The organism is Nocardia sp. NPDC047654 (genome assembly GCF_043205035.1).
GTDB lineage: Bacteria > Actinomycetota > Actinomycetes > Mycobacteriales > Mycobacteriaceae > Nocardia.
Genome location: NZ_JBIDDF010000001.1, coordinates 1,519,774 through 1,545,596, shown reverse-complemented (window position 1 = coordinate 1,545,596; position 25,823 = coordinate 1,519,774). Strand labels below are relative to the sequence as shown.

Genomic DNA, 25,823 nt, shown 5'->3' with positions numbered 1-25,823 from the left:
GATCGGGCCCGGCACCGAGGCCGGAGTTTCACGCCGCCGACCGCGCACGGCCGCGCGACCGGCGGCCTGACATGGTTGCGTGGAGGCGTCTCGTCTCGGTGCGGCTTCGGCCGGCTCGAACCGGTGAGCCGTCAACGGCTTTCGCCGATCCCCTCAGCGCTGGCGCCAGCTCAGCGGACCCGGCAGGTCGACACTGTTCTTCTTGCTGCGGGAGTTCCACGACCACGGGCCGATCTTGATACTCCACGAGGACAGACCCGATTGGGTGAAATTGAGTTTCAGCGGCCCGAAGGATCTACGCTGACGGTACTTGATGGGCATTAGCGACCTCCCTGACTCGACCCCCGGCTACGGAACCGGTTATCTCCCATTACTTTCCCTGGCCGGCAGAGACCAAACAACGACGACCGAGCAGCAACGGCAGCGGTGTGATCGCACGACCGCCCACGGCCCCGTGGAACTGCCCGACCCGCGCTCGACCGGTGCCTGCTGTAGGCAAACCGAGCCGGTAGGGTAGCCGCACGGCCTGGATGATGTTGACGGCCACTGGTTCTCCGTGGTGGAGGTGGGATGGCGCGGGTCTTCCTGAGTCATTCGAGTCGGGACAACGTGCGAGCCGTCGCCCTCGTGCGTTGGCTGGGCGAGCAGCAGCCAGGGCTGGCGGGAAATATCTTCCTGGACTCGGACGAGAAGGCGGGGATCCCCCAGGGCGTGCGCTGGCGGGATGCGCTGCGTCGCGCCATCACTCGCTGTGAAGCGGTGATCTGCTTGACTTCCCGGGATTGGCATGCGTCCACCGAGTGTGTAGCGGAATATCTGACGGCGGAGAACCTGGGCAAGCGCATCTACTGCGCGGCATTGGAACCGGTGACCGATCTCGATGCCACCCGCGCGTGGCAACGCTGTGATCTGTTCGGCGACGGTCCCGTCACGGAGATTCCGGTCGACGGCTCGCCCGAACCGGTGCGGTTCCGTACCGAGGGCTTGCGCCGGTTGCTGGCCGGGTTGGGCGATGCCGGGATCGGCGCCGAGAATTTCCCCTGGCCGCCCGTGAATGAGCCGGACAGGTCGCCGTATCGCGGCTGGCAACCGTTCGACGCGGTGGATGCCGCGGTGTATTTCGGTCGCGACGCGCAGATCGGGCAGGGCTTGGATCGCCTGCGTGGGATTCGGGCGGCCGGGTCGGAGTCGGTGTTCGCCGTGGTGGGCCCGTCGGGTACCGGGAAGTCGTCGTTCCTGCGCGCTGGGTTGTTGCCGCGGTTGATGCGTGAGGACCGGCAGTTCCTCGTGCTGGGGCTGGTGCGGCCGGAAAGGCACGCGCTCACCGGTGCGCACGGCTTGGCCGCTGCGATCCACGCCACCCGGGTTCGGCTGGGTCTGACCGCGCCTGCGCTCGGGGACATCAAGGCCGCCTTGCCCGGAGACACCGATCGGATCCGTGATTGGCTGCTCGAAATGCAGCATGCCGCGCGAGACAGGCAGCTCGACGACGGGGCCGCACCCCCTCCCACGCTGCTGCTGCCGATCGATCAAGCAGAGGAGTTGTTCGTCGCGGATGCCGGTGTCCAGGGTGAGCAATTCCTTGCCCTGCTCGGCCGGTTGCTCGTCGCGCCGCAAGACGAGGCCGTGCGAGAGCCGCCGATCATCGCGGTGCTCACCATTCGCACCGATCGCTACGAACAGTTGCAGAACGCGCCCCAGCTCGACGGCGTGCGGACCTACGTGTTCAACGAGTTGAAACCGTTGCCGCGCACCCAGTTCAAAGAGGTCATCACCGCACCGGCCGCGCGTGCCGACCAGCACGCGCCGTTGACCATCGAACCTCAGCTGGTGGATCGGCTCTTGGCGGACGGTGACCACGGCGCGGACACCCTGCCCCTGCTGGCGTTGACCTTGTCTCGGCTCTACGACGACTACGCCTCCGGCGGAGTTCTCACCCTCGAGCAGTACAGCTCTATCGGGGGCATCGACCGCGTGGTGCAAACGGAGATCGACGCTCTGCTGCCCACCGATCCCGACACCAAGCGAGCACAACTGCGGCTGCTCCGGTCGGCGTTCGTGCCCGCGCTGGCGACGATCAACCCCGACAACGATCAGCCGATGCGCCGTATCGCGAGCTGGGCGGAACTCCCGGCCGAAAGCTACCCGCTCATCGATGCTTTCGTGAACAAGAGATTGCTCGTCAAAGATCACCGTGACGGCCGGATCGTCGTCGAGGTCGCGCTGGAAAGCCTATTGCGGCAATGGGAGGAATTGGCCGGTTGGCTGCTCGAGCAAGCAGACGACCTGAAAGCCGCCGACCGTCTCGAGCAAGCAGCGCGAGCCTGGGACCGCAACGGGCGCGACGAGGCTTGGCTGTGGGGAGGCACCCGGCTCACCGAGGCCGAAACCCTCTCGGCGAAGCCCGGCTTCCAGCGGCGGCTCGAGCCCACCCGCGAGTTCCTGCTCGCAGGCAGGCACCGCGAACACGACCGAATCGCCGCTCTTCGCCGACAGGCACGCACCCTCGCGGCACTGCTGGTAGTGGCCGCCGCGGTGGCGGCACTCGCGGGAATCGGTTTCTGGCGCGCGGATATCGCGAGCGACCGAGCCGACGCCCGCACCCGCGAAGCCGTGGTCCGGCGTCTGCTCACCGACAGCGACAGCGTCCTGTCCGGAAACCGATCCAGCCCCGACACCCGGGCGCTGCACGAGATCCTCACGGCACGCGCGATCGACCCCGGTCAGACCGACAAGGCGGTGGTCGACGCGCTATACGCGCGGAAGCATCTGCGCACCGTCTTCCAGACCGGCGATCCCATCTCGAGCCTGGCCCTCAGCCCCGACGGGACCAGAATCGTCACCGGTGGCGCGGGCCGGATCGGTAGCTTCGGCCCCGATGCCCGGCCGGGTCGGCCACCGGTCCGGTTGTGGGACAGCGCGTCCGGCGTGCAGATCGAAATCCCGCCTCGTTTCATCTGGGGGCTGGGGGCGGCTGAGGCGGTGGCGTTCAGCCCCGACGGGCAGCGGATCGCGGTCGGCCGCAACACCGGCATCGAACTATGGGATGCGGTGACCGCGCAGCCGAGCGGCAGCTCGATGACCGGCCAGGCCGTCGACGTGAAGAAGATGGCGTTCAGCCCCGACGGACAACGGATCGTCTCCGGCGGAACCCTCGGCACCCTCCAGTTGTGGGATGCCGGAACCGGGCAGCAGATCAGTTCCGTGCTCAGCGGGGCCGGTGAAGCCGTGGTGCGAGTCGCGTTCCGCCCGGACGGGCAACCGATCGCCGCTGTCCGTAGTGACGGCGTCATACGGCTGCGCGACGCCGGAACCGCCCGGCAGATCGGCCCCGCGCTGACCGGAGATGTCAATGGCGTGCGCGACATCGCGTTCAGCCCGGACGGCAGCCGGATGATCTTCGGCGACGCCGACGGCACGCTACGGCTGCGGGACACGACCACCGGAGAGCAGATCGGTGTGCCCTGGAACGGCGACGGTGACAGCGCGGTGGTCGCGGTGTCCTTCAGTCCCGACGGCAGACGTGTCGTCAGCGCGGACTCCAATCACGCGGTGCGGCTGTGGGATACCGCCACCGGCCGACCGATCGGTACGGCGCTGACCGGCCATACCGATCTGGTTGCCGACGTGGTGTTCAGCGCGGACGGCACCGAGGTCGTCTCCGGCGGCCGCGATGGTTCGGTGCGGATCTGGGATGTGGCGAGTATCGCGTTCGCGTACCAGAGTTCGGCGTTCGACGCGCTGGCGGTGAGCCCGGATGGTAGCCGGATAGTGTCCGGTAGCGAAGACGGCGTCGTCCAGTTGTGGGATGTTCGTTCCGCACAGCCGTTCGGCAGGCCGATGACCGGGCACACCGGCGCGGTGACTCAGGTGGCGTTCAGCCCCGACGGAAGGCGGATCGCCTCCGCGAGTGTCGACGGCACCGCACGGTTGTGGAACGCCGATACGGGAGAGCTTTTCGGCGGCCCACTCGTCGGCCCCCGTGGAGTGCTGTCGGGTGTTGCCTTCAGCCCCGACGGCGCGCGCCTTGTGACCAGCGGCGAACGTAGGTGGCGCTGGTGGGATGTCGAGAGCGGACAGCGCCTCGACACTCCCCCGGCGATCGGGGATCCGCTGATGGGTACCGCCGTCACTGTCAGCCCCGACGGCCGTCTCTTGGCCGCAGGCAGCGATCAAGTCCCTTCGGTGCTGCTGTTCGATGTCGCGACCGGTCAACGGTCGAGCCCACTGGAGATGGGTACCACCGGAAGCATGCAGAGCGCGGCGTTCGGTCCGGACGGAAAGACGATCGCCTCCGCCGCCGACAGTCGAATCATCATGTGGGACGCAGCCTCCGCGAAACAATCAGCCATATTTCAAGGGCACACCGAGGCGGTGTCGAAGGTAGCCTTCAGCCCCGACGGGCGCGTCCTCGCCTCGGTCGGTCTCGACCGGACCATTCGTCTCTGGGACATCCCGAGCGGGCAGCCCCTCGCGGCTCCGGTCGCCGGCCACACCGCCGCGATCACCGACGTCGTCTTCCTGCCCGACGGCAAGACCATCGCCACGAGCGGTGTCGACGGCACGATCAAGCTGACGCCGGTGTACTCCGCCGATCCGGCGAGGATATGCGCCAAGCTCACGGTGAATCCGAGTCCCGAGGAATGGGACGACTTCGTGTCGAAGGCGATCCCGTATACCGAACTCTGCCCGGGTCTGCCGCGCGCTGCCACGCCCTGAGTACGACGCTCCACACGATCGGCGTTGGGCCGTCCCCCGACTCATCCAGCACGAGCGGTTTCGGCCACCGAACCCGCCGACCACGACATCGTCACTGCTACTGCGGCACCTACTGCGTCATAGCACCCCGGCGCCATCCGCATAGCCGAACCCGGGACGACCGTAGCGGACCGGCCCTCCGCACCACCCACCGAATCGTGCCGACGGCGAACCGCGCCCGCAGGTCCGGTGAGTGAACACGGCGCGACGACCGAGAATGCCGCACACTGCTCCCATGACGACGCCCGAGACGCGAACAGGACCGATGTTCCGGTGGACCGAGGTCGGCACCGGCGGTGTGATCGCCCCCGGCGAGCGATTGACCTGGCCGCGCACGATCGGGATCGGGTTGCAGCATGTGGTGGCGATGTTCGGCGCCACCTTCCTCGTGCCGGTCCTCACCGGGTTCCCGCCGTCGGCGACGCTGCTCTTCTCCGGGGTCGGCACCCTGCTGTTCCTGGTGATCACCCGCAACCGGCTGCCGAGCTATCTCGGTTCGAGTTTCGCGATCATCGCGCCGGTCCTCGCGGCCACCGCCTCCGACGGCATGGGTGCGGCCCTCGGCGGGATCGTCGTGGTGGGCGCCCTGCTGATCGTCATCGGCGTGGTGGTTCACTTCGCAGGCACCCACTGGATCGAGGCGCTGATGCCGCCGGTGGTCACCGGCACCATCGTCGCCCTCATCGGGCTGAACCTGGCGCCGACCGCCGAAACGAACTTCGAGAAGGACCCGATCACGGCCACGGTCGTGCTCATCCTGCTGATCTCGTGTCTCGTACTCTTCCGCGGATTGCTCGGCAGGCTGGCCATCGTCGCCAGTGTCGTGCTCGGTTATCTGCTCGCGCTCGCGCGCGGTGAGGTCGACACGGCGGCAATCGGGAGCGCCGCATGGGTCGGGCTGCCCGACTTCCACGCGCCGAGCTTCCACCTCTCGGTGATTCCGATGTTCCTGCCGGTGGTGCTGGTACTCGTGGTCGAGAACATCGGGCACGTCAAGTCGATCACCACGATGACCGGTATCGACTACGACCGGCGCATGGGCCGCGCGCTGGCGGCCGACGGCCTGGCGACAGTCCTCGCCGGCAGTGGCGGCGGCTCGGCGACCACCACATACGCGGAGAACATCGGCGTGATGGCGGCGACGAAGGTGTACTCGACCGCCGCGTACTGGGTGGCAGGCGCCGCCGCCATCGCGCTCAGCCTCTCACCGAAGGTAGGAGCGGTGATCGCAGCCATCCCCGCCGGGGTGCTCGGTGGTGTCACGACCGCGCTCTACGGCCTGGTCGGGATCCTCGGCGTGCACATCTGGGTGAGCAACCGGGTGGACTTCGCCACACCGATCAACCAGTTCACCGCGGCCATACCGCTGGTCATCGGCATCGCCGACTTCACATGGAAAGTAGGCGATCTCGACTTCGGCGGCATCGCCCTCGGGGCCCTCGCCGCGCTGGTGATCTACCACGCGATGCGGCTGATCGGGCGATGGCGCGGAACGGTCGAACCCCACCACGCGCACGACGAGACGAAGCCGGCGGAACCGACGGACCGCCGACCCGGCGGCGGTTCATCCGGTGATTGAATTTCCACGACCCGGGTAGACAGGAGTCGAACACATGTTCTGTCGAGCGTGAGGAGCGACGATGGTACAGTCGAAACCGGAGAAGGATCCGGACCAGTGGACCACCGGCGACGAACCGATGACCGGCCCGCAAGACTCCTACCTGCGCACCCTGGCCCAGGAAGCGGGTGAGGAGGTGCCCGAGGGGCTGACCAAGGCCGAGGCGTCGCAGCTCATCGACGAGTTGCAGCAGCGCACCGGCCGTGGCGCCTGATCTTGCCGAGTCCTCCGATTGTGGACAGGACTCCGGGCGGCGGGCTTGCCCTGGGTACCGACGAAGCGCGTCGAGAGTCCCAGGTGAGGTGGATGCGCCTGCGGTCCGGAACGCTACTGCTGTAGGACGGATAGGACGTTGCCCGCCGGGTCGGTGAACCAGGCGATCAACGGACCGCCTCCGCGGTGAATGCCTTTCTCGTCCTGCTCGGCGAATTCGTACCGTTCGAAGCGCACCTTCCGGCGCGTGAGTTCATCGACGGCCGCTTCGATATCGGGGACGGGGAAGTTCAATACGGTGAAGGTCGCGGGCGCGTGGTCCGGCTTCGGGTACACCAGGACCGTGCCCCCGCCGCCGAGGTGTAGCTGGAGCATCCCGTTCTCATCGGAGACTCGTATCCCGAGCGTCTCGGCGTAGAACCTCCTCGCCGCCTCGATGTCGTCCACCGAGAATCCACTGAACGCGCTGCTGTCGGTAAGCATCACTCGCCCCTCTCGGTCATCGCAGCCCGGTGCTGCTCATCGAATCGAACGTAGTCGCCATGGGAGTCGATCGGGGTCGCGAACACACCGCCGTCGCAATCGGCGAGTTCGGTCGGCCAGCGAGGTCATCGATGCGGCCCGCCGTCGCCAGGAGGGCGGACGCAGGATGATCACCTCGCTCGGCTGGGAGTTCGCCCCTCGGCGTCATCCGGCTGCCGATCATCACGTACACACCGCTGGTAGTCAGACATCGTAGCCCGGGCCGCCGGGTCTACGGCCGACCTTCGACGCGAAGATCCCCCACGCCTGGGTGGCTCCGCGCAGCTCATATAGTTAGATGCGAATATCTACGTATAGACATGGATTGAACCTCCGGCGCACCGCGATCGGCCCCCACAGGCTTCTCAGCCTGGGCAATGCCAAACCGTCACCGGCACCCGACGACGACCCGCGCCGGCCGCGCCCCCGCCCCACGGGAGAACTCGATGGGCACAACCGTAGTGGTGTCGTGTCGGTTGTCAGGTGTTCAGCGGAGCGGTGGGCGGGAAGGTGACCGGCAATTCGGTCAGTGCCCGATGGAAAGGACCCGGCCTCCAGTTCGGTGTCCGGTCCGGCAGATTCAGTTCGATCTCCGGCAGCGCGTCGAGGAGTTGGTCGATCGCCTCTTGCGCGATCAGATAGGCCAAGGATCGCGCCGGGCAGGCGTGCGGGCCGAGGCCCCAGGCCAGGTGCGAGCGATTGCCGGTCAGGTCACCGGTACGGATCGCGGGATCGTTGTTGCACGCGGCCATGCTGATGACGACGGGCTGGTGCGCGGGCAGCCAGACGCCGTCGATGAGGATCGGGTGGCGGGGATAGGTGATCAGCAGGTTCGCCAGGGGCGGGTCGTTGAACAAGACCTCATCGAGGGCATCGCGAGACGACAGGTTGCCGCCGAGGAAGCTGTCGCCGAAGCGCTCGTCGGTGAGGATCAGCAGCAGGGTGTTGGTGATCAGATTCAGCTCGAATTCGATCCCGGTTCCGTATACCTGGGACACATGGTGAGACGCCTCCACGTCGTCCAGCCGGGCGGAATGCTGGAGCAGGACCGAGGTGATGTCGCGTTGCGGTTCGGCGCGTTTGAGTGCCACCAGTTTCATCAGCGCCTCCCCGAGCATCTGATTGCCCTTCTCGGCGTCGACACCCTCGAGGAGGGCAGCGGTACCGGCGGCGACCTGCCCGCCGATATCAGGCGGGCAGCCCAGCAGATAGTTCACGACCTCGAATACGAGGGGGAACACATATTGGCGGATCAGGTCCGCATTGCCGTCTTGGCAGAAGGAGTTGATCAGCGGAACGGCCAGTCCCTCGACGACGGCGTGGAGGGCGTACAGATCCACCTCATCGATGCTCGCGGTGATCGCTCCCCGGTAGCGGGTGAAGTCGGCCCCGGTGCTGCGACTGGCCATGGGCCGCCACTCCAGGAGCGGGAGAATGGGGCAGTCGGCTGGGATGTTCTTCTGCCAAGCGCGTGGGTCGGCGGGGAAGTGCTCGGGATCGTTGAGGATTCGCACCGCGGTGCCGTAGCCGATCACCAAGGTCGCGGGTACGCCGGGCGCCAACTCCACCGGCGCCAAAGACCCGTACTGTCGGCGCATTTCGCGGTAGGCACGGTGTGGCTCGGCCGCGAACTCGGGCGAATACAGGGGCACACGTGTGTCGTCCGAATCGATCGGCGAGCCGTGCACAACCGGGCACGACGGCGCTGGAACCTCGGACTGCGGTGTACTCAAGAAGCAAACTCCCAAACTGTCGGTATGCACTGCACGATCGCTGATATACCGGCTCACCGCTCGAGCGAGAAGCGGATCGCCGGGGCTACGCCGGAACCGGTCGATGGTATAGCGCGCACGCATCAGCCTGGTCAGCGCACGAGAACGTGCTGATCAGAATGTTTTTCGGTCCCGCGCGGCCGGACTTCCGTCCGGCCGCTACACAGCGATGGGCAGCGGAACAGAGTTCTATCAGACTCCGAGCGCATCCAGCGAATCGTGATCGTCGATGGCCGTGGTGATTCGCTTCAGCAGCGTCAGGCACGTCTCCACCGGTTGCATCTCGGGCTGGTACACCGCCCTGCCGATCGTGAACGCCCACGCCGCGTAGGCGAACATGGATTGTTGCCGGTAGGCCAGCCACGCCTCGTCGAAGGCCGGGGCCCGGCCGTCGAGGGGGCCGAGTTCGTCGAGGTAGGCCGCCAGCAGTTCACGGTCCCAGGCCCGGCGATCCTCGGGCTCGCATCCCGAGTTGACGGTGTAGGCGAAGTCGTGCGCCCAGCCGCCCCGCATCACCACCTGCCAGTCGACGAATCCCATTCGCCCGGAAGCGGTTCGGTAGGTCTGGCCGATGTGCGGGTCACCGTGCAGCAGGGTCGGGGGCAGCTCGTTCGTCGCCTTGTCGATCGCTCGCTCGACACCGGCCCACAGCCGATCCGCTTGCCCGTGCAGCGCCTCGGGCACCACTTCCTCCGCCCGCCGCAGTCCGACCTCGCAACGCTTCTTCATGTCGATGGCGGCGAGATATGCCTGGAGGGCTTCGGTCGTGGTTTTGAGGTCCGTGATCGAAGGGTGGATCCAGAAGGCGCGGTGCAGCCGAGCGAGATTGCGCACCAGGTCTTCGATCTGGTCACGGGCGATCGGGGCGTTCGGCTCGATGAACCGCGCACCGCGAGTCGAGGCGATGTCTTCCATCAGAGCGATCGAACGCCACGACCCGGCGTCGGCGGCGCCCCAGTAGCCGAACGGGGCCTCGATATCGACCTGCGGCCGAAAGTCCCTGAAGAAACGGGTTTCACCGTCGATCATCTTCCCGCCGCCGAGCAGAATCCGCTGCGAGAAGGCTGTTGTCGTCTTCGCGAAGAGATCGGTCGGTAAATTCGCCTGCTTGCCCGCGTCGTTGTACTCCACGCGTAGCGCTACGCGAGTGGACGTTCCGCGGCTGCCGTTGGAGGTTTCGAACGAGAGCACCTCGGCCCCCGGTACATCGCGGCACAGGACTGCCGTCAGCCACTGCGGTGTCACCGTTTCGCCGGACACCGGGACGTCGTCGACGTCCCGGGCCTTCGGCCGGAAAATCCTCTCGCCCATGATGTGAGCACCGACCGTGACAGACCGTCCGAGCAGCCAGAGCTTGTGGTTCATTCGCTTGCCTCGATTCCGGAATACGACTCGACCGCCCGGGCGACTGGATGCCTGGCGCACGGGCCCGCAGGACAGTAACCCATCCTCTCGAAAAGCCCCTTCCGACGATGCGATTGCCGAACCCCCTCGGCGAGAACGGCTCCGAGCTGACGTGCGCACGAGCCCCACCGGACTTCTCACCCGTGGGATGAGGGGCCGTCGGGCCGCCGAACCCGCCGCGGGCGACCTCGAGAAGCCGCCGCCGAACTCGGGCGGGAGCATCTAGCCTCGGGAGTTCCGCCCGGAGGCAGTGGTCACACTGCCCGCCGAGTCGCCGCGCCTCGGCGGGTTCTGTCCGGGCCGGCCTCTCGGCCAGTTCGCGCAGCGCCGCGGTGACCTCGTCAGGGCATTCCAGCGGCGCGCAGTGCCCGCGAGTTCACCAGCAACGCCCCGTACCCGCCCCGGCCATTCGCGGAGGTGGCGCCGATCATCCTGTCCAGGTCCCGCCCGATCGCCGGGTCGGCGGCTGCCCCGATCGCGACCGCAGAGAGGTGGGCCGGTCCGTCCGCGTCGCCTGAGACGACCGCGTCTTACCCGCGCCGAGCGGACTTCGCGGCCTGCGCCGCGTCCTTTTCCGCCTCGTCGAGTTTGCGGGTGTCACGCGGTTCGGCGAAGGGCTGCATGTCCTCCGGCAATCCCTGGGCGATGGCTTTGCCGTGGTCGAGTTCGGCGTTGATCTCGGCTCCCAGCAACAGCGCGATATTGGTCAGCCACAACCACACGAGGAAGATCACGACACCCGCCATCGACCCGTATGTCTTGTCGTAGGAGGAGAAGTTGGCGATGTAGACCGCGAACAACACCGAGACGATCAGCCAGATGAGGACTGCGATGACACCGCCGGGGCTGATCCATTTCACCCCGCCTTGCCTGGCGTTCGGGCTGGCCCAGAACAGGATGGCGAGCAGCACCGACAGGAGCACCAGCAGCACCGGCCATTTGGCGATGTTCCAGAGCGTCACCGCGGTGTTCCCGAGACCGAGGAAATCGCCGATCTGATGGGCGACCGGCCCGCTCGCCACCACGATGGCGGTGCTGATCACCAGGAGGATCACCGCGATGAGGGTGACGCCGAGCCGGATCGGCGCGGTCTTCCAGATCGGGCGCCCCTCCCCGATGCCGTAGACGACGTTCGAGGCACGCATGAACGCCGCGACGTAGCCCGACGCCGACCACAGCGCGATGGCGAGACCGAAAATCGCCCCGAGGCCCGCGCCCTGCTTGTTGGACTGGGCTTGAGTGATGAGCGTGTGCACGAATTCGGCGCTCGATCCCGGCGCGATCTGCTGCGCCTGGTTCATGAGTTCCTCGGCGGCATTCGGCCCCAGCAGCCCGAGCAGCGAAACCAGGACGATGAGGCCCGGCACGATCGACAACACCGCGTAGTAGGTGAGTGCGGCTGCCAGGTCGGTCAAGTTGTCGCGCTGGAACTCCTTGCCCGCACGTTTGACCACCGCGAGCAACGATGGTTTCGACAGTTCGGCCGGGCTGCCGGGCTCGTCCGGGTCGAGATCCGGCCGGGCTCCGGTATCGGTCGCGCGGCCTCGCGTCTCGACGCGGTTCCGCGTACTCGACGAGTCGACAGCCTCGTCCTCGTGCCGGTTCGGTCTGCCGTGATCTGTAGCCATGTCGGTTCGCCTCGCTCGAACGCATCTCTCGGTCATGCGCGTGAAGGTGCCAGCACTTCCGCGCTGAACGAGTGGTGCCCGAAGCAGCGGTTCTGAAACACCGGGCCCGCCGCCTCCGGCGACCTGGTCACCGAGATCCGAGGTCGTTCGGTCGGGGCGCAGCACCGTGGCGCAACGCCGACCACGCGGTGGGGAAACCTGTCCCTCGCGCACCATCGCGATTCCACACCAGCCGAGCGCCGAGCTCACCCGCGGCGTGCGCTAGGGTTCGAACCCGTGTCCAAGCTGCGGCGGCGCGTGGCCGAGGCTGCGGAAGCGGCTCTGGCCCAGCGCAAATACGTGTCGGCGGTCGATGTATTCGCCGTTCTGGGGTGGGTGCGATCCAGTCATGTCGATCGCTGGCGGCAGGGGCAGGTGCGGTCGTTGGAGCAAGTGACGGCGGTGGACGCGCGGCGGATGCACGATGCGGCGCAACTGTTGAGCGAATGGGCCCGCGAGCACGACCTCACCGCGAGTACAGCTTCGTATCTGTCGGGCGGGCGCGATCGCGAGGCGCTGCGGTTCGTCGACAGCGGCGAAGACGAGATGTTCCGGGTGCACTGGCTGTCGGGAAAGCTAACCCCGGCGCAGCGCGAACAGGTCGTCCAACGCCAGAACCGTGCCCCGGATCTGACGGTAGTCGAGGCCGCTGAGCCGTGGACCTGCACCGAGTGCGCCGAAACCGGCTCGTATCTGATCACCTCCGCCGCCGGACCGCTGTGCCTGACGTGCTCGGACCTCGACCTTCTGGAGTTCCTGCCCGCCGGGAACGCGGCGCTGAGCCGACGCGCCAAGAAGGAGAGCCCCCTCGCGGCCGTCGTGGTGCGCTTGAACCAGCGGCGTAAGCGCTACGAACGGCTCGGCATCCTCGTCGAGGAGGCCGCCCTGACCCGCGCCGAACAGCAATGCCTGGCCGACGACGATGCCCGCGCCCGCCGCCGCGAGCGCGACCGCGTCCGCCGCGCCGCCCAGGACGTCGAATACCGCGCCCGCATGTCCGACGAAATCCAACGGCTGTTCCCCGGCTGCCCCACCGATCGTGCCGCCGAGATCGCCGAACACGCCGCCGCCCGCGGCAGCGGCCGGGTAGGCCGCACCGCCGCAGCCAAACTCCTCTCCCCCGAAGCGCTCACCCTCGCCGTCATAGCCTCCATCCGCCACCGCGACACCGACTACGACCACCTCCTCATGACCGGCGTCCCGCGCAGTGAGGCCAGGGCCCGCATCCGCCCCACCGTCGACCACGTGCTCGAAACCTGGCGCGGCTGAGGCGCGGCGCGTCACCCGACGAGCGGGACCGCCGCCCGCCCTACCGTTCGGTATGCCGACCGAGGAGCCGCGTACAGCGTGTCAACCGGCCGATCGCCGACTCCGCCACGCTTGCAGGGACTCTGCCGTCAACACGTCGCCGTGGCCCACACAGACGATGTCGACATCCAACTCGGTCAGCCGGTGCGCGGCTGCCTCGACGGCGGCGCTGTCCAGGTTGAACACACCCGGCATAGTGACACCACGGACATTGGCCAGTGTGTCGCCGGTGAACAGCACGCGATGACGCGGCAGATGCAACGCCACACTGCCCTCCGTGTGGCCGGGGACGGCCAATACCTTCGCTCCGCCGCCGAAGTCGAGTACCTCACCATCGCGCAATTCGCGATGCACGGGGGCCGGGCGCGGAGACGGGCCCAGTTCCAGGGCGTCGGCGATCGGACGTTCCCAGTCGCGCAGCACAGGCGCCGGTTGCGGACGTTCGCCCCGCACGATATCGGCGTCGGCGTGATGGACCCAGATCTCCGCTCCCCACTCCGCGAGATCGGCCGCCGACCCGATGTGATCGTCGTGGGCATGGGTGAGAATCACGCGCCGCACTCGGTCAGCGGTGAAGCCCAGCGCACCGAGACCTTGTCCGATCTCTTCGGCCGCGCCGGGCAGCGCGCAGTCGATCAGCGTCACCTCCGCGCCGTCGTTCCACACATAGACGTTGAGGTCGTTCACCTCGGCGAACCGCAGCGCCGAAAGCCGGGGCGACACAGGCACGATTTCCACACGGCGAAGCTACCCGCGACAAGCCGCGATACCCGCTCGATCCGCTTCAGGCAGAAAGACAACACCGCGGCATCGACAATCTGTTACGCGGCGGCTTTCGGTCCGGGCGGTGGAAATCTCATCCGACACCGGACACGGATTTCGTCGTCAGGTATCCGGCCAGACCCTCGCGGCCGAACTCGCGGCCGATGCCGCTGGCCTTGACGCCGCCGAAGGGTGCGACGGGATCCATGCTGTAGGCCTGGTTGATGCCGAAGCTTCCGCTGCGGATACGGCGCGCGACCGCGAGCGCCCGGTCCGGATCACTCGACCAGACCGAGCCCGACAATCCGTAGTCGGTGTCGTCGGCGATCGCGATCGCCTCGTCGTCACCGGTGTAGGGGATGACGGTCAGGACGGGGCCGAAGATCTCCTCGCGGGCGATCCGCATCTGTGGGTCGACCTCGGTGAAGAGAGTAGGGCGGACGTACCACCCCCGGTCACAGCCGACCGGCATGTCCGTGCCGCCGACGGCCGGTCGCGCGCCCTCGCGGATTCCGGTGTCGATGTAGTCGCGCACCCGGGCCTGCTGGCGTTCGGACACCATCGGGCCGATGTCGGTCGCCTCGTCGAACGGGTCGCCCACGCGCAGTGCCCACACCATCTCGCTGAGCGCGTCCACGTACTCCCGATACCGATTGCGGGGCAGCAGGATCCGCGCTTGCACAACGCAGGCCTGACCGCCGTTCATGAGCGCGGCCACTCTCATACCGTCGGCGACCCGCCCTGGATCGGCGTCGTCCAGCACCACCGCCGCCGATTTGCCGCCCAGCTCGAGGCTCACCCGGCGCAGCGCAGGCGCGCAGGCGGCGGCGACTTGCCGTCCCGCGGCGGTGGAGCCGGTGAAGGACACCTTGTCCACGCCGGGGTGGGCGACGAGATGGGCGCCGATGTCACGGTCCCCCGGCAGGATGCTGACCACTCCGGGCGGAATACCGCTGTGCCGCAGAAGATCGGCCATGAGGTAGGCGTCCAGCGGTGTCTCCGGGGAGGGTTTCAGCACCACGGTGCATCCCGCCAGCAGCGCAGGGATCAGCTTGGCGACGGTGAGGAACATCGGCATGTTCCACGGCACGATCGCCGCGACGACGCCGACGGGTTCGTGACAGACCAGGACGCCTGCGCCGAAGTAGCCGGGCCGGGTCTCCTCCCACGGGAAGTTCGCGGCGATGTCGGTGAGCGAGCGCATCATCACCCCGGGGAGCCGAGCGTGCGCGGAGCGCGAGAATCGCAGGGGTGCGCCCATTTCCGCGGTGATCAGGTGGGCGAGTTCGTCCTCGCGCTCGGCGTAGCGGTCGGCGAGGTCGCGGACGATGCCGATGCGTTCATCGGCGCCGAAGCCCCGCCACGGGCCGTGGTCGAAGGCTTCCCTGGCCGCGGCCACGGCAAGGTCGACGTCGCGGGCGTCCGGCGCCGCGAGCCGCGCGATCACCGTTTCGGTGTGCGGTGCGACCACCTCGAGGGTGCGGTCGGTGCTGGGGGCACGCCATTCGCCGCCGATGAACAGGCCGGTGTGTTCACGCATCGGACCGTCCGGTCAGGGCCGGTAGGCGGCGATGTCGCGGAGCAGCCGCACGACCGGCGGCGGATCGAGTTGCAAGCCCACCGGCGCCGACATCTCCCCGGAGCGGGACTTCTGTCCGAGCGCCGCGCGCACGGCCTCGAGGTCACTCGCCTCGATCTCGTAGAGCGCGATGTAACTGGGGTCGCCGTCGACGGTGGCGAGGCGGCGGGCGGAGACGACGCCGTCGAGCTCGCACATCTCCGCGAGGTGGGTGTTCTCGTACCAGTCGTGGTAGGCGGCGGCCTCCTCGGCCGAGTTCGGGCGCGATTCGACGAAGAGAATTCCGGTGGGCATGTGCCTTCTCCTGGCGTGACGGGGTTATCGGACGGGCGCCGCGGCGGCGCGGTAGGCGGTCGTATTCTTGTGCACGACACCGCCTTTCATTACGAACCGCACCTGTTCGGTGACGGTGATGTCGCGGGTGGGATCGCCGGGAACGGCGATGATGTCGGCGAGCAGGCCGGGGGCGAGCCTGCCGCGATCCTCGGCGCCGACGAGCTCGGCGCTGGTGGCGGTGGCGGCGCGCAGCGCTTGGGCGGGGGTCATTCCCCGGTCGACCATCGCCCACAGCTCCTTGGCGTTGTCGCCGTGCGGAACGGCGGGAGCGTCGGTGCCGCAGGCGATCTTGACGCCGGCCTCGATGGCCTTGCCGAGCATGCGCCGCGCCTGCGGGAACACGGTCGCGGCCTTCTCCTGTAGGGCGGGCGGCGCCTTGGACACGTCGAGACCCTCGGACAGGTAGCTGGTCGGAACCAGGAACGTGCCGTGCTCCACCATCATGGCGATGGTGTCGTCACTGGCCAGTGACCCGTGTTCGATGCAATCGACACCGGCCCGGATGCACGCGCGAATTCCGGCGTCACCGTGCGCGTGCGCGGCCACCTTCAGCCCGGCGCGATGGGCTTCGTCGACGATGGCGCGCAGTTCCTCATCGGAGTACTGCTGGGTGCCCGGAGCGGTGCTGTGCGACATGACCCCGCCCGATGCCGAGATCTTGATGACTCCCGCGCCGTACTTGATCTGATACCGCACCGCGTGCCGCACCTGGTCGATGCCGTTGGCCAAGCCCTCTTCCACCGACAGCGGCATGATGTGCGGAGCAAGACGCTGGAACATGGTCGGATCCAGGTGGCCTCCGGTCGGTGTGATGGCGTGGCCCGCCGACACGATCCGCGGACCAGGGAACCAGCCCTGTTCGATGGCGCGGTGCAGGTCGACGTCGAGCAGGTATCCGCCGGTCTTCACCATCAGCCCGAGGTTGCGGACGGTGGTGAAACCGGCCAGCAGCGTCGTGCGGGCATTGATCGTGGCGCGCAGCGTGCGATAGACCGGGTCGTCCTGCACTCCGTGCATCGGGCTGGGCAACCCGGATGGATTCTCCGGGCCGCCGATGAGCAGGTTGATCTCCATGTCCATCAGCCCGGGCAGCAAGGTGGTGTCGCCCAGATCGAGCACCGTGGCGTCGGCGGGTGCCAGGGTGGGGTCGACCGCCTCGATGTGTTCGCCGCGCACCACGATCACGGCGGGGCTGTGCACCTCGCCGGTCACCACGTCGACCCGGCGGGCGGCCCGCAGCACGACGGTCTCGGCGCTCATGGCCGCGGCTCGATCAGGCAGTCGAGCATCGCCGCACCGGAGTCGGGGACGCGGGGCTGGCTCCACACCTCCACCGGGAAGGAGACCATGACCATCGAGTACAGCAGCCACAGCAGGCGCCGGGCGTCGTCGGGCAGCTCGTCGAGCGCGAACTCGTCCAGGTACTTCATCGCCGCTTCGGCGCGCGGGGTGATCGCGTCGTAGAAGCGCTGCATGTCGTCCATCGAGCCGGCCAGGCGCCGGGCGTAGCGCTCTGGTTCGGTTTCCAGGCACCAGGTTTCGGCGAAGGGTTCGAGGTCGGCGAACTCCGGCGGCAGCAGGGCGCTCATCGGGTGCCCGCCTCGGGGCGCTCGTTCCGGTAGGACCGCACCCACTCGCCTGCCACCTTGTGCAGGTGGCGCAGCAGGATCTCCTGGTCGTTGAGCGGGAATGTGGTGACGGCACGCGATTCGAGCATCGTCTGCGTGGCTTCGAGGGTGTTGCCGTCCTGCAGGGCGTACTCCTTGAAGGTGACCGCCGCCATCTCGTGGGCGACCCGTTCGCGCGGGGTGCGCGCGGGAACGAAATACAGATTGCCCTCGAAGATGTGGCGATTGTGGCTGGTCGGCCAGTAGTGATAGGTCAGGTACCAGCCGCCGGACCAGATGAGGATCACGAAATTGGGCCACAGCTGGAAGGAATCCAGCCCCCACGGATCACATTTCGCCGGGTTCAGCCCAGGCGGCATCGGGCCCAGTTCCGGCTTCTCCCACGGCCCGAACAATCCGCTGCGGGTGATGTCCTCCATCGGCTTGCGCATGGTGGGGTCGAGCTCCCAGGCGACCACGCCGGAGGTGCTGACCAACCGGTGCGGGCCGTCCAACTGGTAGTGCGGCGCTTCGAATCCGGCCTGCTGCGCGGCGGTCGAGTAATTGTCCGGCGTCTGCTTCGCGTGCAGCACGGGCGCGTGATAGAACTCCTGGAAGGCGTCCATGTACAACTTCCAGTTGGCGCCGACCTCGGCCCGGTAGTAGTAGCGGTCGGTCATGCGGTCGAAGGGGTAGCCCTCCAAAGCCGTCACCATCGGACCCAGGAACTCCCGCAACGTCTGCGACGGTTCAGCAGCGAGATTCACGAAAATAAACCCCGCCCACACCTCGCAATGCACCACAGCGAGCCCGTACCGATCCTTGTCCAGATCGAAGAACTCCCCCTCCTGCTGCACAAAGGTCAACCCACCATCCAGCCCATAACGCCAACCGTGATACTTACACGTGAACTGCCGACACGTCCCCGACGTCTCCTCCTTCGGAAAATCGTTCCACACCAACTTGTTCCCACGATGACGACAAATATTGTGGAACGCACGCACCCGCCCCTCACGATCACGCACCACGATCACCGACGTACGCGCGGCATCGATCTCCTTCGTGAAATAACTCCCCACCCTCGGAACCTGCTCCACCCGACCCACATTCAACCAAGCACGCTTGAAAATCGCCTCCCGCTCCAACTCGAAGAACTCCGGGGAGATGGAGTCTTCGTAGGACACCGGGCCGGTGCCCAGGTCGGGGTAGTGCTGGGTCCAGCTTCCTTCGGGGGGTTTGGGCCAACGAGGCATGGTCGTACTCCTGTGCTGTGTTCGGGCCGGGTCACTGGATGGGTTCGTCGCCGAGCACGGTGGTGCGCAGCATCTCCCGTGGCGAATCCGGCTCGTAGGGCGCGGCGCGGTGGATCACGCCGCGGTTGTCCCAGATCACGGTGTCGCCGACGGACCACTCGTGCCGGTACACCCGCTCGGGTGCGGTGCTGCGGGCGAGCAGGCCCTCCAACAGAGCCCTGCTCCGGTCGGCATCCAGGCCCAGCACCTCGCCGGCGGACGCGCCGAGCACCAGCGAACGTCGCCCGGACCGGTGTGTCCACACGATCGGATGCTCGCGGACCGGTCGCTGCCGCCACGCCGCGAGCTGCTCGGGCGTCGGGTCCGGCGTGATCCTCCGCTGCGATGCCTCCAGCGAGTGCACCACCCGCAATCCGGCCAGATAGTCCCGCTCGGTCTCGCTCAGATCGTCGTAAGCCTTGTAGGTGCTGGCGAACTCGGTCTCCCCGCCGCTGTCCGCCACTGCCTTCGCCGACAGCATCGTCGCCATCTGCGGGTAGGCGCCGTCCTCCGGAGTGCACCCGTCGATGTGCCAGTCGAAGGTGGCGCGCAGGTACCCCGCCGAGGAGTTCTTCGAGGTGTCGAGACTGACTCGGTAGATCCCCTGCACCGGGTGGTGTCCCGGGGAGGTGTCGATCGGTCCGAGGGTGCGGCAGAACGCGACCTGGGTTTCGGGGTCGAGGTTCAGGCCGCGGAAGACGAGCACGCCGTTGTCCTCGAGCGCCTGCTTGATCGCCCCGGGCACGGCGGGGTCGCCGACGAGCCGGTCGGGTGTGAGGCCGACGATCTCGGCGCCGACGTCGTGGCCCAGCTTCTCCACGGTGAGTGTTGTCATGATCTGATCCTTCGGATTCGGCCGGTCAGGGCGTGGGCTCGCCGACCCGCGCCAGCCGGGCGTCGGCGCTGTCGACCGGGGCGGGCTGCTGGAAGATCTCCACCGCCATCGCCACCATGACCAGCGAGTAGACGAGGTGGAGCAGGTTGAGGGCGTCGTCGGGCAGCTCGTCGAGAGGGAACTTGTCGCAGTAGACGATGGCGTCGTCCAGGCGGGGGAAGAACGCGTCGTAGAAGGCGTTGAGCTCCTCCATCGTGCTCGCCTGCCGCTGGGCCCATCGGGCGGACTCGGATTCCAGGCACCAGGTCGGCGCGAATTTCTCGAACTCGGCGAAGGCCGGAGGCAGCATGGGCTCGCTCATGACCGGGCTCCCACGCGCTCGCCGCGGTAGTCGTCCACCCAGTCGGCCACGACCTTGTGGAAGTGCCGCACCAGGATCTCCTGGTCGTTGACCGGGTAATCGGTGACGTTCGCGGTGCGGTAGGCCTGCTCCAGTGCGGTCTGGGTGCCGGTCAACATGCCCGCGTCCTGCAACGCGAACTCCTTGAACACGACCGAAGCCACCTCGTGCTCGACGCGTTTGCGCACGGTGTCGGCAGGCTGGAAGCACAGCGTGCCCTCGAACACGTGGGTGTTGTACGAGGTGGGCCAGTAGCGGTAGAGCAGATACCAGCCGCGATAGAACAGGATCTCGATGTTGGGGAAGATCTGGAAGTTGTCGATTCCCCAGGGCTCCACCCGGCCGGGATTGATACCCGGTGGCAGTTCACCGATGTCCGGTGATTCCCATGGACCCACCAGACCGCTGTGGGTGACCCGCTCGATCGGGTACATGTACTCCGCGGGCAGTGTCCAGCGCCGAGCACCCCCGGTGCTGACCATTCGGTGCGGACCGTCGAGTTGGAAATGCGCGCAGGTGAATCCGGCGTCCGCATTGCGCACCGCCCCGGGAACCTGCTGCGAGTGCAGACCCGGCACGTGGTAGTACTCCTGGAAGGCATCGGCGAACAGTTTCCAGTTGCTCCGGTTCTCGGCCCGGAACTCGTACCACTCCGTCATGCGGTCGAAGGGGTAGCCCTCCAAAGCCGTCACCATCGGACCCAGGAACTCCCGCAACGTCTGCGACGGTTCAGCAGCGAGATTCACGAAAATAAACCCCGCCCACACCTCGCAATGCACCACAGCGAGCCCGTACCGATCCTTGTCCAGATCGAAGAACTCCCCCTCCTGCTGCACAAAGGTCAACCCACCATCCAGCCCATAACGCCAACCGTGATACTTACACGTGAACTGCCGACACGTCCCCGACGTCTCCTCCTTCGGAAAATCGTTCCACACCAACTTGTTCCCACGATGACGACAAATATTGTGGAACGCACGCACCCGCCCCTCACGATCACGCACCACGATCACCGACGTACGCGCGGCATCGATCTCCTTCGTGAAATAACTCCCCACCCTCGGAACCTGCTCCACCCGACCCACATTCAACCAAGCACGCTTGAAAATCGCCTCCCGCTCCAACTCGAAGAACTCCGGGGACACCGAATCCTCGAACGAGATCGGGCCGGTGCCAAGGTCCGGATAGTGCCGGGTCCAGCTTCCCGAGGTGGGCTTGGGCCAGTCGGTCATCGTGGTACTCCACTTCTGCGGTGAGGGACGGGTCAGATGACGGTGCCGCCGTTGACGCCGACCACCTGCCCGGTGATGTATCGGGCGTCCTCGGAGCACAGGAACGCGCACGCGGCGGCGATGTCGTCACCGGTGCCGAGGAAACCGACCGGGATCGCGTTCGCCATGGTCGCGCTGTCCGGCAGATGCCCGGCCGCCTGCGAACCGCGCGACATCGGAGTGTCGATACCCGACGGCGGGATCGTGTTCACCGTGATGCCGCACGAGGCGTATTCGCGGGCGAGCCCCTTGGTCATCGCGATCACGGCGCCTTTGGCGGCGGTGTAATGCACCATCCCCGGCGAGCCACGCTGGGCGCTCGACGAGGAGATGGTCACGATCCGCCCCCACTTCCGGGCCAGCATGTCCGGGACGACGGCCTGCACGCAGTGGAACGTGCCGGTGAGATTGACCTCGACGACGCGATTCCACGATTCCAGGGAGATGTCGGTGAACGGCTCGAAAGCCACCAATCCGGCGCTGGTGACGAGGATGTCCACCTGGCCGAAGGCCGTGCGGGTGGCGGTCAGGGCGGCTTCGACGGCGGCGCGATCGGTGACGTCGACCGCGAACCCTGTTGCCGTGCCGCCGGTCTCACGGATCTCCCCGGCCGCGCGCTCGGCGCCGTCGAGGTCGAGGATCGCCACCCGGTCGCCAGCGGCGGCGAGGCGGCGGCAGATCGCCAGGCCCATGCCGGAGGCTCCGCCGGTGACGACGGCGGTCCGCCCGGCCGGTTTCCCGGAGGTGTGCGGGAGTGACATCGGTGGCGCTCCTAGTCGTATTCGACCCGCAGCAGCGGGCCGGTCGGGACGGCCTGGCAGGTGAGCACCCAGCCGTCGGCGATTTCCTCCGCGGTGAGCACCTCGTTGTTGCGCATCACCGCACTGCCTTCGACCACTCGTGCGATGCAGGTCGCGCAGCTGCCCGTCTCACAGGACGAGGGCGGGCGCAGGCCCAGTGCCCGCGCCGCCTGCAGGACGGTGGTACCGCCGCGGTGCTCGCCGCTAGCGGTCCGGCGTCCGCAGCGGATGGTGACCCGCGCGGACTCGCCGCCGGCCGAATCCTCGGGAGCGGCTGCTTCACCGGGGGTGAAGCGTTCGAGGTGCACCCGCTCGTCCGGAACACCGCCCTGCGACAGGCCGGAGCGAACGACATCCATGAAGGGCGCCGGACCACACAGGAAGTACTCGTGATCGCTTTCGCCGGAGAGTATTTCGCTGATCCGCTCGGCCGTCAGCAGACCGGATTCGGCGTCGATGTGGTGGACGACGGTCAGCCGACCGGGGTAGCGCGCGACAAGATCGGCCAGGCCGGTCCCGAAGATGATCGAATCGCGGTCGCGGTTGGCGTAGAACAGGCGCACCCGGCGCGTGGTGGCGGCCAGTGCCGTCTTCACGATCGAGAACACCGGAGTGACACCGCTTCCCGCCGCGAAGGCGACGATGTCGCGCTCGGAGTCGGGCAGGACGAACCCGCCCATCGGGACCGTGACGTCCATCGTGTCGCCGGGCCGCACCCGTTCGGTGAGCCAGGTCGACACCAGTCCCCGCGGTACCCGCTTGACGGTGATCTGCGGGTGCGGGTCGGTCACCGGCGAGGAGGACATCGAGTAGGACCGGTGATGGACCTGCGCACCGATCCGCACCCGCAGAGTGAGGAACTGCCCGGCCCGATACGCGTACCTGTCCGCGAGCCGCGGCGGGATGTCGAGGACGAACGAGCGGGCGTCGGCAGTCTCGGTGCGCACGTCGGCCACGCGCACCGGGTGCGTCCGGATGCCAGGCCGGAGCGTGGCTTCCTCCGCTGGAATCGGCACCGCGTTCTCCATTCGGTTCGCCAGGAACTCCCGGCCCGAGAAGTTTGATCGAACGGTTAATTTGATCGACTGGTTAAATTTATAAGGTTGGCCGAGGCACGATGTCAAGGCTCGACAGACCGAGAGAGGCAGCTTCGAACGCGGGCGCGCGATCGCGAACCTCGCCGGCCATATGATCGAGCGACGGTGCGCGACCGCGGACCGCCGCCCGTTCTCGGTGCCGGGCAGCGACAGCGAAGGGAGGCGGCAGGCGATGAAGGTGGAACGGGCGAGCAGGGCCCACAGCGCGGCCACCCGCGTCGCACTGCTCGACGCGGCCGAGCAGATCATGCTCGAGGAGGGCTATGCCGCCGTCAGCTCACGGCGCCTCGCCGCCAGGGCGGGAGTCAACCCGGGGCTGGTCTACTACCACTACGACACCATGGACAACCTGTTCGTCGAGTTGTTCCGCCGCGGGGCCGACCGCAGCTACCAGCGCCAGCGCGAGGCCCTCGAGGCCACCCAGCCGCTGTGGGCGCTGTGGGAGGCCATCCATGATCAGTCGCACACCGCGCTCACCATGGAATTCGTCTCGATGGCCAATCACCGCAAGACGATCAGGGCCGAGATCGCCCAGTCCTCACGGCGATTCCGGCTCCTGCAACTCGAGGCGGTCGGCGACATCCTGCGCGGCTACCCCGACGTCGCGCCCATGTGGACACCGACCACTCTCGTCATGCTGATGTCCAGCATCTCGCGATTCCTGCGCATGGAGGAGTCCTTCGACATCGACACCGGACACACCGAGACGATCGCCTTGATCGAGGACTTCCTGCGCAGCGTGGAAGGCGAACGCAGCCCCGGAAAGACGCGCGCCGCAGGAAGCAGCCGATCCTGACCTTGCTCGCGGCCCGCGAGCACGCATACGCTGTGCGGGTGCACAGCATCACGACCGTTCGCCTCCGCCGGGAACGACCGGCGACATGACGCCATCCGAGCCCCGGCTGCCGTCGCGCCGATCCACCAGTGGGACGAGCAGGCCCGCGAGATGCTGCGCGGACGGCTGACCCTGGCCGACCGCTACCTGGCCGGCGCCCCCGACGCCCCTCCCCTGCCCAACGTGCTCGGAGTACTCGGACACCATCCCGAGCCGGCCGCCGCGTGGCTCACCTACAACAGCCTGCTGCTCGAGCGCTGCACCTCGACCCGCGCTGCCGTGAACTGGTGGTCATCCTCCGTGTGGCCTGGCGCAGCCGTTCGCGCTACGAATGCTGGAGTTCGACCCTCACGACGACGAGAACCGTTCTCCCTCGGCCTGATACACGGCATGGCCATACACCGCATACTCGCTATCGCGACGGCCGAAGAGCCCGCCGACTCGCGAATACGCCGCGCGCCCTGTCAACTCGGCCACGATGACCGCGCACCGACGCTTCCGCGAGCCGTAGCCGGTCGGTAGCGGAGGCTCGTCAGCAGGCGGGTGATGGAGAGTTGCCGAGTAGAGCCAAGTCGACCGTCTCGGCCATCGCGCGGTAGCCGGCGAGGCTGGGATGCAGGCGATCCGGGCTGGAGTAGTCATTTCGCAGGACGGACGGGGTCGCGGGGTCGCGCAGGGCGGCGTCGAAGTCGACGATGCCGTCGGCGAGGTTCTGGGTGCGTATCCAGGCGTTGATCTGCTGCCGGTCGGTCTCGCTGCGGGGTGCCAGAAGTACACCGTCGACGAGGGCGTCGGCGGCGGGAAGCAGTGTGCCCAGCCAGATCTTCTTGCCGTGCCCGTGTGCGGTGGTGATGAGTTTCTCGTAGCCTGCGATCATCTGGGCGGCCCCGGCGGGCGGCGGCAGGCCGAGATCGTTGATGCCTTCTTGGACGAGAACCCCGCCGACACCGGACTGAGCGAGCGCGTCGCGCTCGAAGCGCGCCAACCCGCTGGGGCCGAGCAGAAGCGGCTCACCGCTGGTGAGCACACGATTGCTGCCGATTCCGGCGTTGACCACCGAGATCGGAATGCCCGCGGCGTCCAGACGGCGTTGCAGCACGTCGGGATAGCGCCCGTTGGTGTCGGCGACCGCTCGATCGACCGGCACACTCAAAGCGGTCGCTCCCACGAAACCGTCGGTGATGGAGTCACCGAACGCCACCACCGCACGGGTCTCGGAGGGTGCGAGCACGTCCAGAGCGGCGACATACAGCCAGGAAGCGGTGGTGGAGCCGAATCCGTCGGCGCTCGGCTGCCCGGTGAGATCACCGCTACCGGCGGGAGAGTAGAACGAGGTGGCGTTGGCGTTCCAGTGCTTGGTCGGCGGCCCCGCCGAATCGGGAACATGGATACTGACCGCCAACGGGGCGAACGCCGAGACACCGAATGGCACCGGGTCGCTGACGACATCGGCTCCGGCAGGCAAGGTGATCGCTGCCTGCCCGCCGAACAGCACCGGCACCGCGTTCGCCACCGCCGCGCCGGATACCTGGTCGGCGATGCTCACCCGTTCGAAGGTGACCGGCGTCAGCCCGAACCGGTTGGTCAGATGCACACGCAGTCGCGATCCGCCCAGGTGCGGAGTGATGACCATCCGAAAACTCTGATCGTCGACCGCGACCGGAATCGACCCTCCGGCCGCGTCGAGGGGAGTCACCGAATCGGTGGGGCTGGCCGTCCACGACGCCACGAAATGCTCCCCGCGACA

The 25,823-nt window shown here is 67.5% G+C and carries 22 protein-coding genes; 5 read left to right on the top strand and 17 right to left on the bottom strand.

Features of this window, described 5'->3' with window-relative positions; genetic code table 11:
• Nucleotides 1–153: 153 nt before the first annotated feature.
• Nucleotides 154–321 carry a DUF4236 domain-containing protein gene (locus ACGF7Y_RS07295; protein WP_084466474.1) on the bottom strand — a complete coding sequence of 56 codons (168 nt, stop codon included), beginning with the start codon at nt 319–321 and terminating at the stop codon, nt 154–156.
• A 249-nt stretch (nt 322–570) separates the two neighbouring features.
• Here ACGF7Y_RS07295 and ACGF7Y_RS07290 point away from each other — a divergent pair, with 249 nt between their 5' ends.
• The 3 genes from ACGF7Y_RS07290 to ACGF7Y_RS07280 all read left to right on the top strand — a co-directional run bounded on the left by ACGF7Y_RS07290 (nt 571) and on the right by ACGF7Y_RS07280 (nt 6,590).
• A complete protein-coding gene (locus tag ACGF7Y_RS07290) occupies nt 571–4,719 on the top strand; it encodes a TIR domain-containing protein (RefSeq protein ID WP_393230301.1) in 4,149 nt (1,382 codons plus the stop codon).
• Nucleotides 4,720–5,023: 304 nt separating this feature from the next.
• On the top strand, nt 5,024–6,337 hold the full coding sequence (locus ACGF7Y_RS07285; RefSeq protein WP_393231018.1) for a uracil-xanthine permease family protein: 1,314 nt from the start codon (nt 5,024–5,026) through the stop codon (nt 6,335–6,337).
• 61 nt (nt 6,338–6,398) lie between these two features.
• Nucleotides 6,399–6,590 (top strand): DUF3072 domain-containing protein, encoded by a 192-nt coding sequence (locus tag ACGF7Y_RS07280; protein WP_393230298.1) that lies wholly within the window; start codon nt 6,399–6,401, stop codon nt 6,588–6,590.
• Nucleotides 6,591–6,703: 113 nt separating this feature from the next.
• On the opposite strand, the gene ACGF7Y_RS07275 is transcribed toward ACGF7Y_RS07280, so the two are convergent.
• From ACGF7Y_RS07275 to ACGF7Y_RS07260, 4 genes are all read right to left on the bottom strand, one after another.
• The gene (locus tag ACGF7Y_RS07275) at nt 6,704–7,072 is read right to left on the bottom strand and encodes a VOC family protein (protein WP_393230295.1); all 369 of its coding nucleotides are present in this window, start codon (nt 7,070–7,072) and stop codon (nt 6,704–6,706) included.
• 518 nt (nt 7,073–7,590) lie between these two features.
• Nucleotides 7,591–8,844 carry a cytochrome P450 gene (locus tag ACGF7Y_RS07270; RefSeq protein ID WP_393230292.1) on the bottom strand — a complete coding sequence of 418 codons (1,254 nt, stop codon included), beginning with the start codon at nt 8,842–8,844 and terminating at the stop codon, nt 7,591–7,593.
• A gap of 231 nt (nt 8,845–9,075) precedes the next feature.
• Nucleotides 9,076–10,248 carry an aminoglycoside phosphotransferase family protein gene (locus ACGF7Y_RS07265; protein WP_393230289.1) on the bottom strand — a complete coding sequence of 391 codons (1,173 nt, stop codon included), beginning with the start codon at nt 10,246–10,248 and terminating at the stop codon, nt 9,076–9,078.
• A gap of 569 nt (nt 10,249–10,817) precedes the next feature.
• Nucleotides 10,818–11,915 (bottom strand): YihY/virulence factor BrkB family protein, encoded by a 1,098-nt coding sequence (locus tag ACGF7Y_RS07260; protein ID WP_393230286.1) that lies wholly within the window; start codon nt 11,913–11,915, stop codon nt 10,818–10,820.
• Nucleotides 11,916–12,191: 276 nt separating this feature from the next.
• Between ACGF7Y_RS07260 and ACGF7Y_RS07255 the strand changes: the two genes are divergently transcribed.
• Entirely contained in the window at nt 12,192–13,223 is a 1,032-nt protein-coding gene (locus ACGF7Y_RS07255; protein ID WP_393230283.1) for a DUF2293 domain-containing protein, read from the top strand.
• 81 nt (nt 13,224–13,304) lie between these two features.
• Here ACGF7Y_RS07255 and ACGF7Y_RS07250 read toward each other — a convergent pair whose 3' ends face one another.
• The 11 genes from ACGF7Y_RS07250 to ACGF7Y_RS07200 form a co-directional block, all read right to left on the bottom strand.
• A complete protein-coding gene (locus ACGF7Y_RS07250) occupies nt 13,305–14,000 on the bottom strand; it encodes an MBL fold metallo-hydrolase (RefSeq protein WP_393230281.1) in 696 nt (231 codons plus the stop codon).
• A gap of 118 nt (nt 14,001–14,118) precedes the next feature.
• Nucleotides 14,119–15,564 carry an aldehyde dehydrogenase gene (locus ACGF7Y_RS07245; RefSeq protein WP_393230278.1) on the bottom strand — a complete coding sequence of 482 codons (1,446 nt, stop codon included), beginning with the start codon at nt 15,562–15,564 and terminating at the stop codon, nt 14,119–14,121.
• Nucleotides 15,565–15,576: 12 nt separating this feature from the next.
• Entirely contained in the window at nt 15,577–15,897 is a 321-nt protein-coding gene (locus ACGF7Y_RS07240; protein ID WP_062968935.1) for a DUF4286 family protein, read from the bottom strand.
• 24 nt (nt 15,898–15,921) lie between these two features.
• Nucleotides 15,922–17,199: an amidohydrolase family protein gene (locus tag ACGF7Y_RS07235; protein WP_393230275.1), complete on the bottom strand. Its 1,278-nt coding sequence runs from the start codon at nt 17,197–17,199 to the stop codon at nt 15,922–15,924.
• Nucleotides 17,196–17,528, bottom strand: a complete 333-nt coding sequence (locus tag ACGF7Y_RS07230) for a hypothetical protein (protein WP_393230272.1) — start codon at nt 17,526–17,528, stop codon at nt 17,196–17,198. Before ACGF7Y_RS07230 ends, ACGF7Y_RS07235 begins: the two co-directional genes overlap by 4 nt.
• Entirely contained in the window at nt 17,525–18,799 is a 1,275-nt protein-coding gene (locus ACGF7Y_RS07225; RefSeq protein WP_393230269.1) for an aromatic ring-hydroxylating dioxygenase subunit alpha, read from the bottom strand. Before ACGF7Y_RS07225 ends, ACGF7Y_RS07230 begins: the two co-directional genes overlap by 4 nt.
• Before the next feature lie 31 nt (nt 18,800–18,830).
• Nucleotides 18,831–19,673 carry a TauD/TfdA dioxygenase family protein gene (locus tag ACGF7Y_RS07220; protein WP_393230266.1) on the bottom strand — a complete coding sequence of 281 codons (843 nt, stop codon included), beginning with the start codon at nt 19,671–19,673 and terminating at the stop codon, nt 18,831–18,833.
• A gap of 25 nt (nt 19,674–19,698) precedes the next feature.
• Complete coding sequence (locus ACGF7Y_RS07215; RefSeq protein ID WP_393230263.1) at nt 19,699–20,034, bottom strand: hypothetical protein; 336 nt, start codon at nt 20,032–20,034, stop codon at nt 19,699–19,701.
• Entirely contained in the window at nt 20,031–21,305 is a 1,275-nt protein-coding gene (locus ACGF7Y_RS07210) for an SRPBCC family protein (RefSeq protein ID WP_393230261.1), read from the bottom strand. Before ACGF7Y_RS07210 ends, ACGF7Y_RS07215 begins: the two co-directional genes overlap by 4 nt.
• A gap of 32 nt (nt 21,306–21,337) precedes the next feature.
• Nucleotides 21,338–22,105, bottom strand: a complete 768-nt coding sequence (locus ACGF7Y_RS07205) for an SDR family NAD(P)-dependent oxidoreductase (protein ID WP_393230260.1) — start codon at nt 22,103–22,105, stop codon at nt 21,338–21,340.
• 11 nt (nt 22,106–22,116) lie between these two features.
• Nucleotides 22,117–23,454, bottom strand: a complete 1,338-nt coding sequence (locus ACGF7Y_RS07200) for a 2Fe-2S iron-sulfur cluster-binding protein (RefSeq protein WP_393230257.1) — start codon at nt 23,452–23,454, stop codon at nt 22,117–22,119.
• On the opposite strand from ACGF7Y_RS07200, the gene ACGF7Y_RS07195 reads away from it, so the two are divergent.
• On the top strand, nt 23,414–24,037 hold the full coding sequence (locus tag ACGF7Y_RS07195; RefSeq protein ID WP_393230254.1) for a TetR/AcrR family transcriptional regulator: 624 nt from the start codon (nt 23,414–23,416) through the stop codon (nt 24,035–24,037). The genes ACGF7Y_RS07200 and ACGF7Y_RS07195 overlap by 41 nt on opposite strands.
• A gap of 571 nt (nt 24,038–24,608) precedes the next feature.
• Here ACGF7Y_RS07195 and ACGF7Y_RS07190 read toward each other — a convergent pair.
• Nucleotides 24,609–25,805 carry a GDSL-type esterase/lipase family protein gene (locus tag ACGF7Y_RS07190; protein WP_393230251.1) on the bottom strand — a complete coding sequence of 399 codons (1,197 nt, stop codon included), beginning with the start codon at nt 25,803–25,805 and terminating at the stop codon, nt 24,609–24,611.
• Between the last annotated feature and the right edge of the window lie 18 nt (nt 25,806–25,823).

Excerpts from the sequence above, each read along its gene's own strand:
- ACGF7Y_RS07295 (WP_084466474.1), bottom strand. The coding sequence starts at position 321 with ATGCCCATCAAGTACCGTCAGCGTAGATCCTTCGGGCCGCTGAAACTC.
- ACGF7Y_RS07290 (WP_393230301.1), top strand. The coding sequence starts at position 571 with ATGGCGCGGGTCTTCCTGAGTCATTCGAGTCGGGACAACGTGCGAGCC.
- ACGF7Y_RS07285 (WP_393231018.1), top strand. The coding sequence starts at position 5,024 with ATGTTCCGGTGGACCGAGGTCGGCACCGGCGGTGTGATCGCCCCCGGC.
- ACGF7Y_RS07280 (WP_393230298.1), top strand. The coding sequence starts at position 6,399 with ATGGTACAGTCGAAACCGGAGAAGGATCCGGACCAGTGGACCACCGGC.
- ACGF7Y_RS07275 (WP_393230295.1), bottom strand. The coding sequence starts at position 7,072 with ATGCTTACCGACAGCAGCGCGTTCAGTGGATTCTCGGTGGACGACATC.
- ACGF7Y_RS07265 (WP_393230289.1), bottom strand. The coding sequence starts at position 10,248 with ATGAACCACAAGCTCTGGCTGCTCGGACGGTCTGTCACGGTCGGTGCT.
- ACGF7Y_RS07260 (WP_393230286.1), bottom strand. The coding sequence starts at position 11,915 with ATGGCTACAGATCACGGCAGACCGAACCGGCACGAGGACGAGGCTGTC.
- ACGF7Y_RS07245 (WP_393230278.1), bottom strand. The coding sequence starts at position 15,564 with ATGCGTGAACACACCGGCCTGTTCATCGGCGGCGAATGGCGTGCCCCC.
- ACGF7Y_RS07240 (WP_062968935.1), bottom strand. The coding sequence starts at position 15,897 with ATGCCCACCGGAATTCTCTTCGTCGAATCGCGCCCGAACTCGGCCGAG.
- ACGF7Y_RS07235 (WP_393230275.1), bottom strand. The coding sequence starts at position 17,199 with ATGAGCGCCGAGACCGTCGTGCTGCGGGCCGCCCGCCGGGTCGACGTG.
- ACGF7Y_RS07230 (WP_393230272.1), bottom strand. The coding sequence starts at position 17,528 with ATGAGCGCCCTGCTGCCGCCGGAGTTCGCCGACCTCGAACCCTTCGCC.
- ACGF7Y_RS07225 (WP_393230269.1), bottom strand. The coding sequence starts at position 18,799 with ATGCCTCGTTGGCCCAAACCCCCCGAAGGAAGCTGGACCCAGCACTAC.
- ACGF7Y_RS07220 (WP_393230266.1), bottom strand. The coding sequence starts at position 19,673 with ATGACAACACTCACCGTGGAGAAGCTGGGCCACGACGTCGGCGCCGAG.
- ACGF7Y_RS07215 (WP_393230263.1), bottom strand. The coding sequence starts at position 20,034 with ATGAGCGAGCCCATGCTGCCTCCGGCCTTCGCCGAGTTCGAGAAATTC.
- ACGF7Y_RS07210 (WP_393230261.1), bottom strand. The coding sequence starts at position 21,305 with ATGACCGACTGGCCCAAGCCCACCTCGGGAAGCTGGACCCGGCACTAT.
- ACGF7Y_RS07205 (WP_393230260.1), bottom strand. The coding sequence starts at position 22,105 with ATGTCACTCCCGCACACCTCCGGGAAACCGGCCGGGCGGACCGCCGTC.
- ACGF7Y_RS07195 (WP_393230254.1), top strand. The coding sequence starts at position 23,414 with ATGAAGGTGGAACGGGCGAGCAGGGCCCACAGCGCGGCCACCCGCGTC.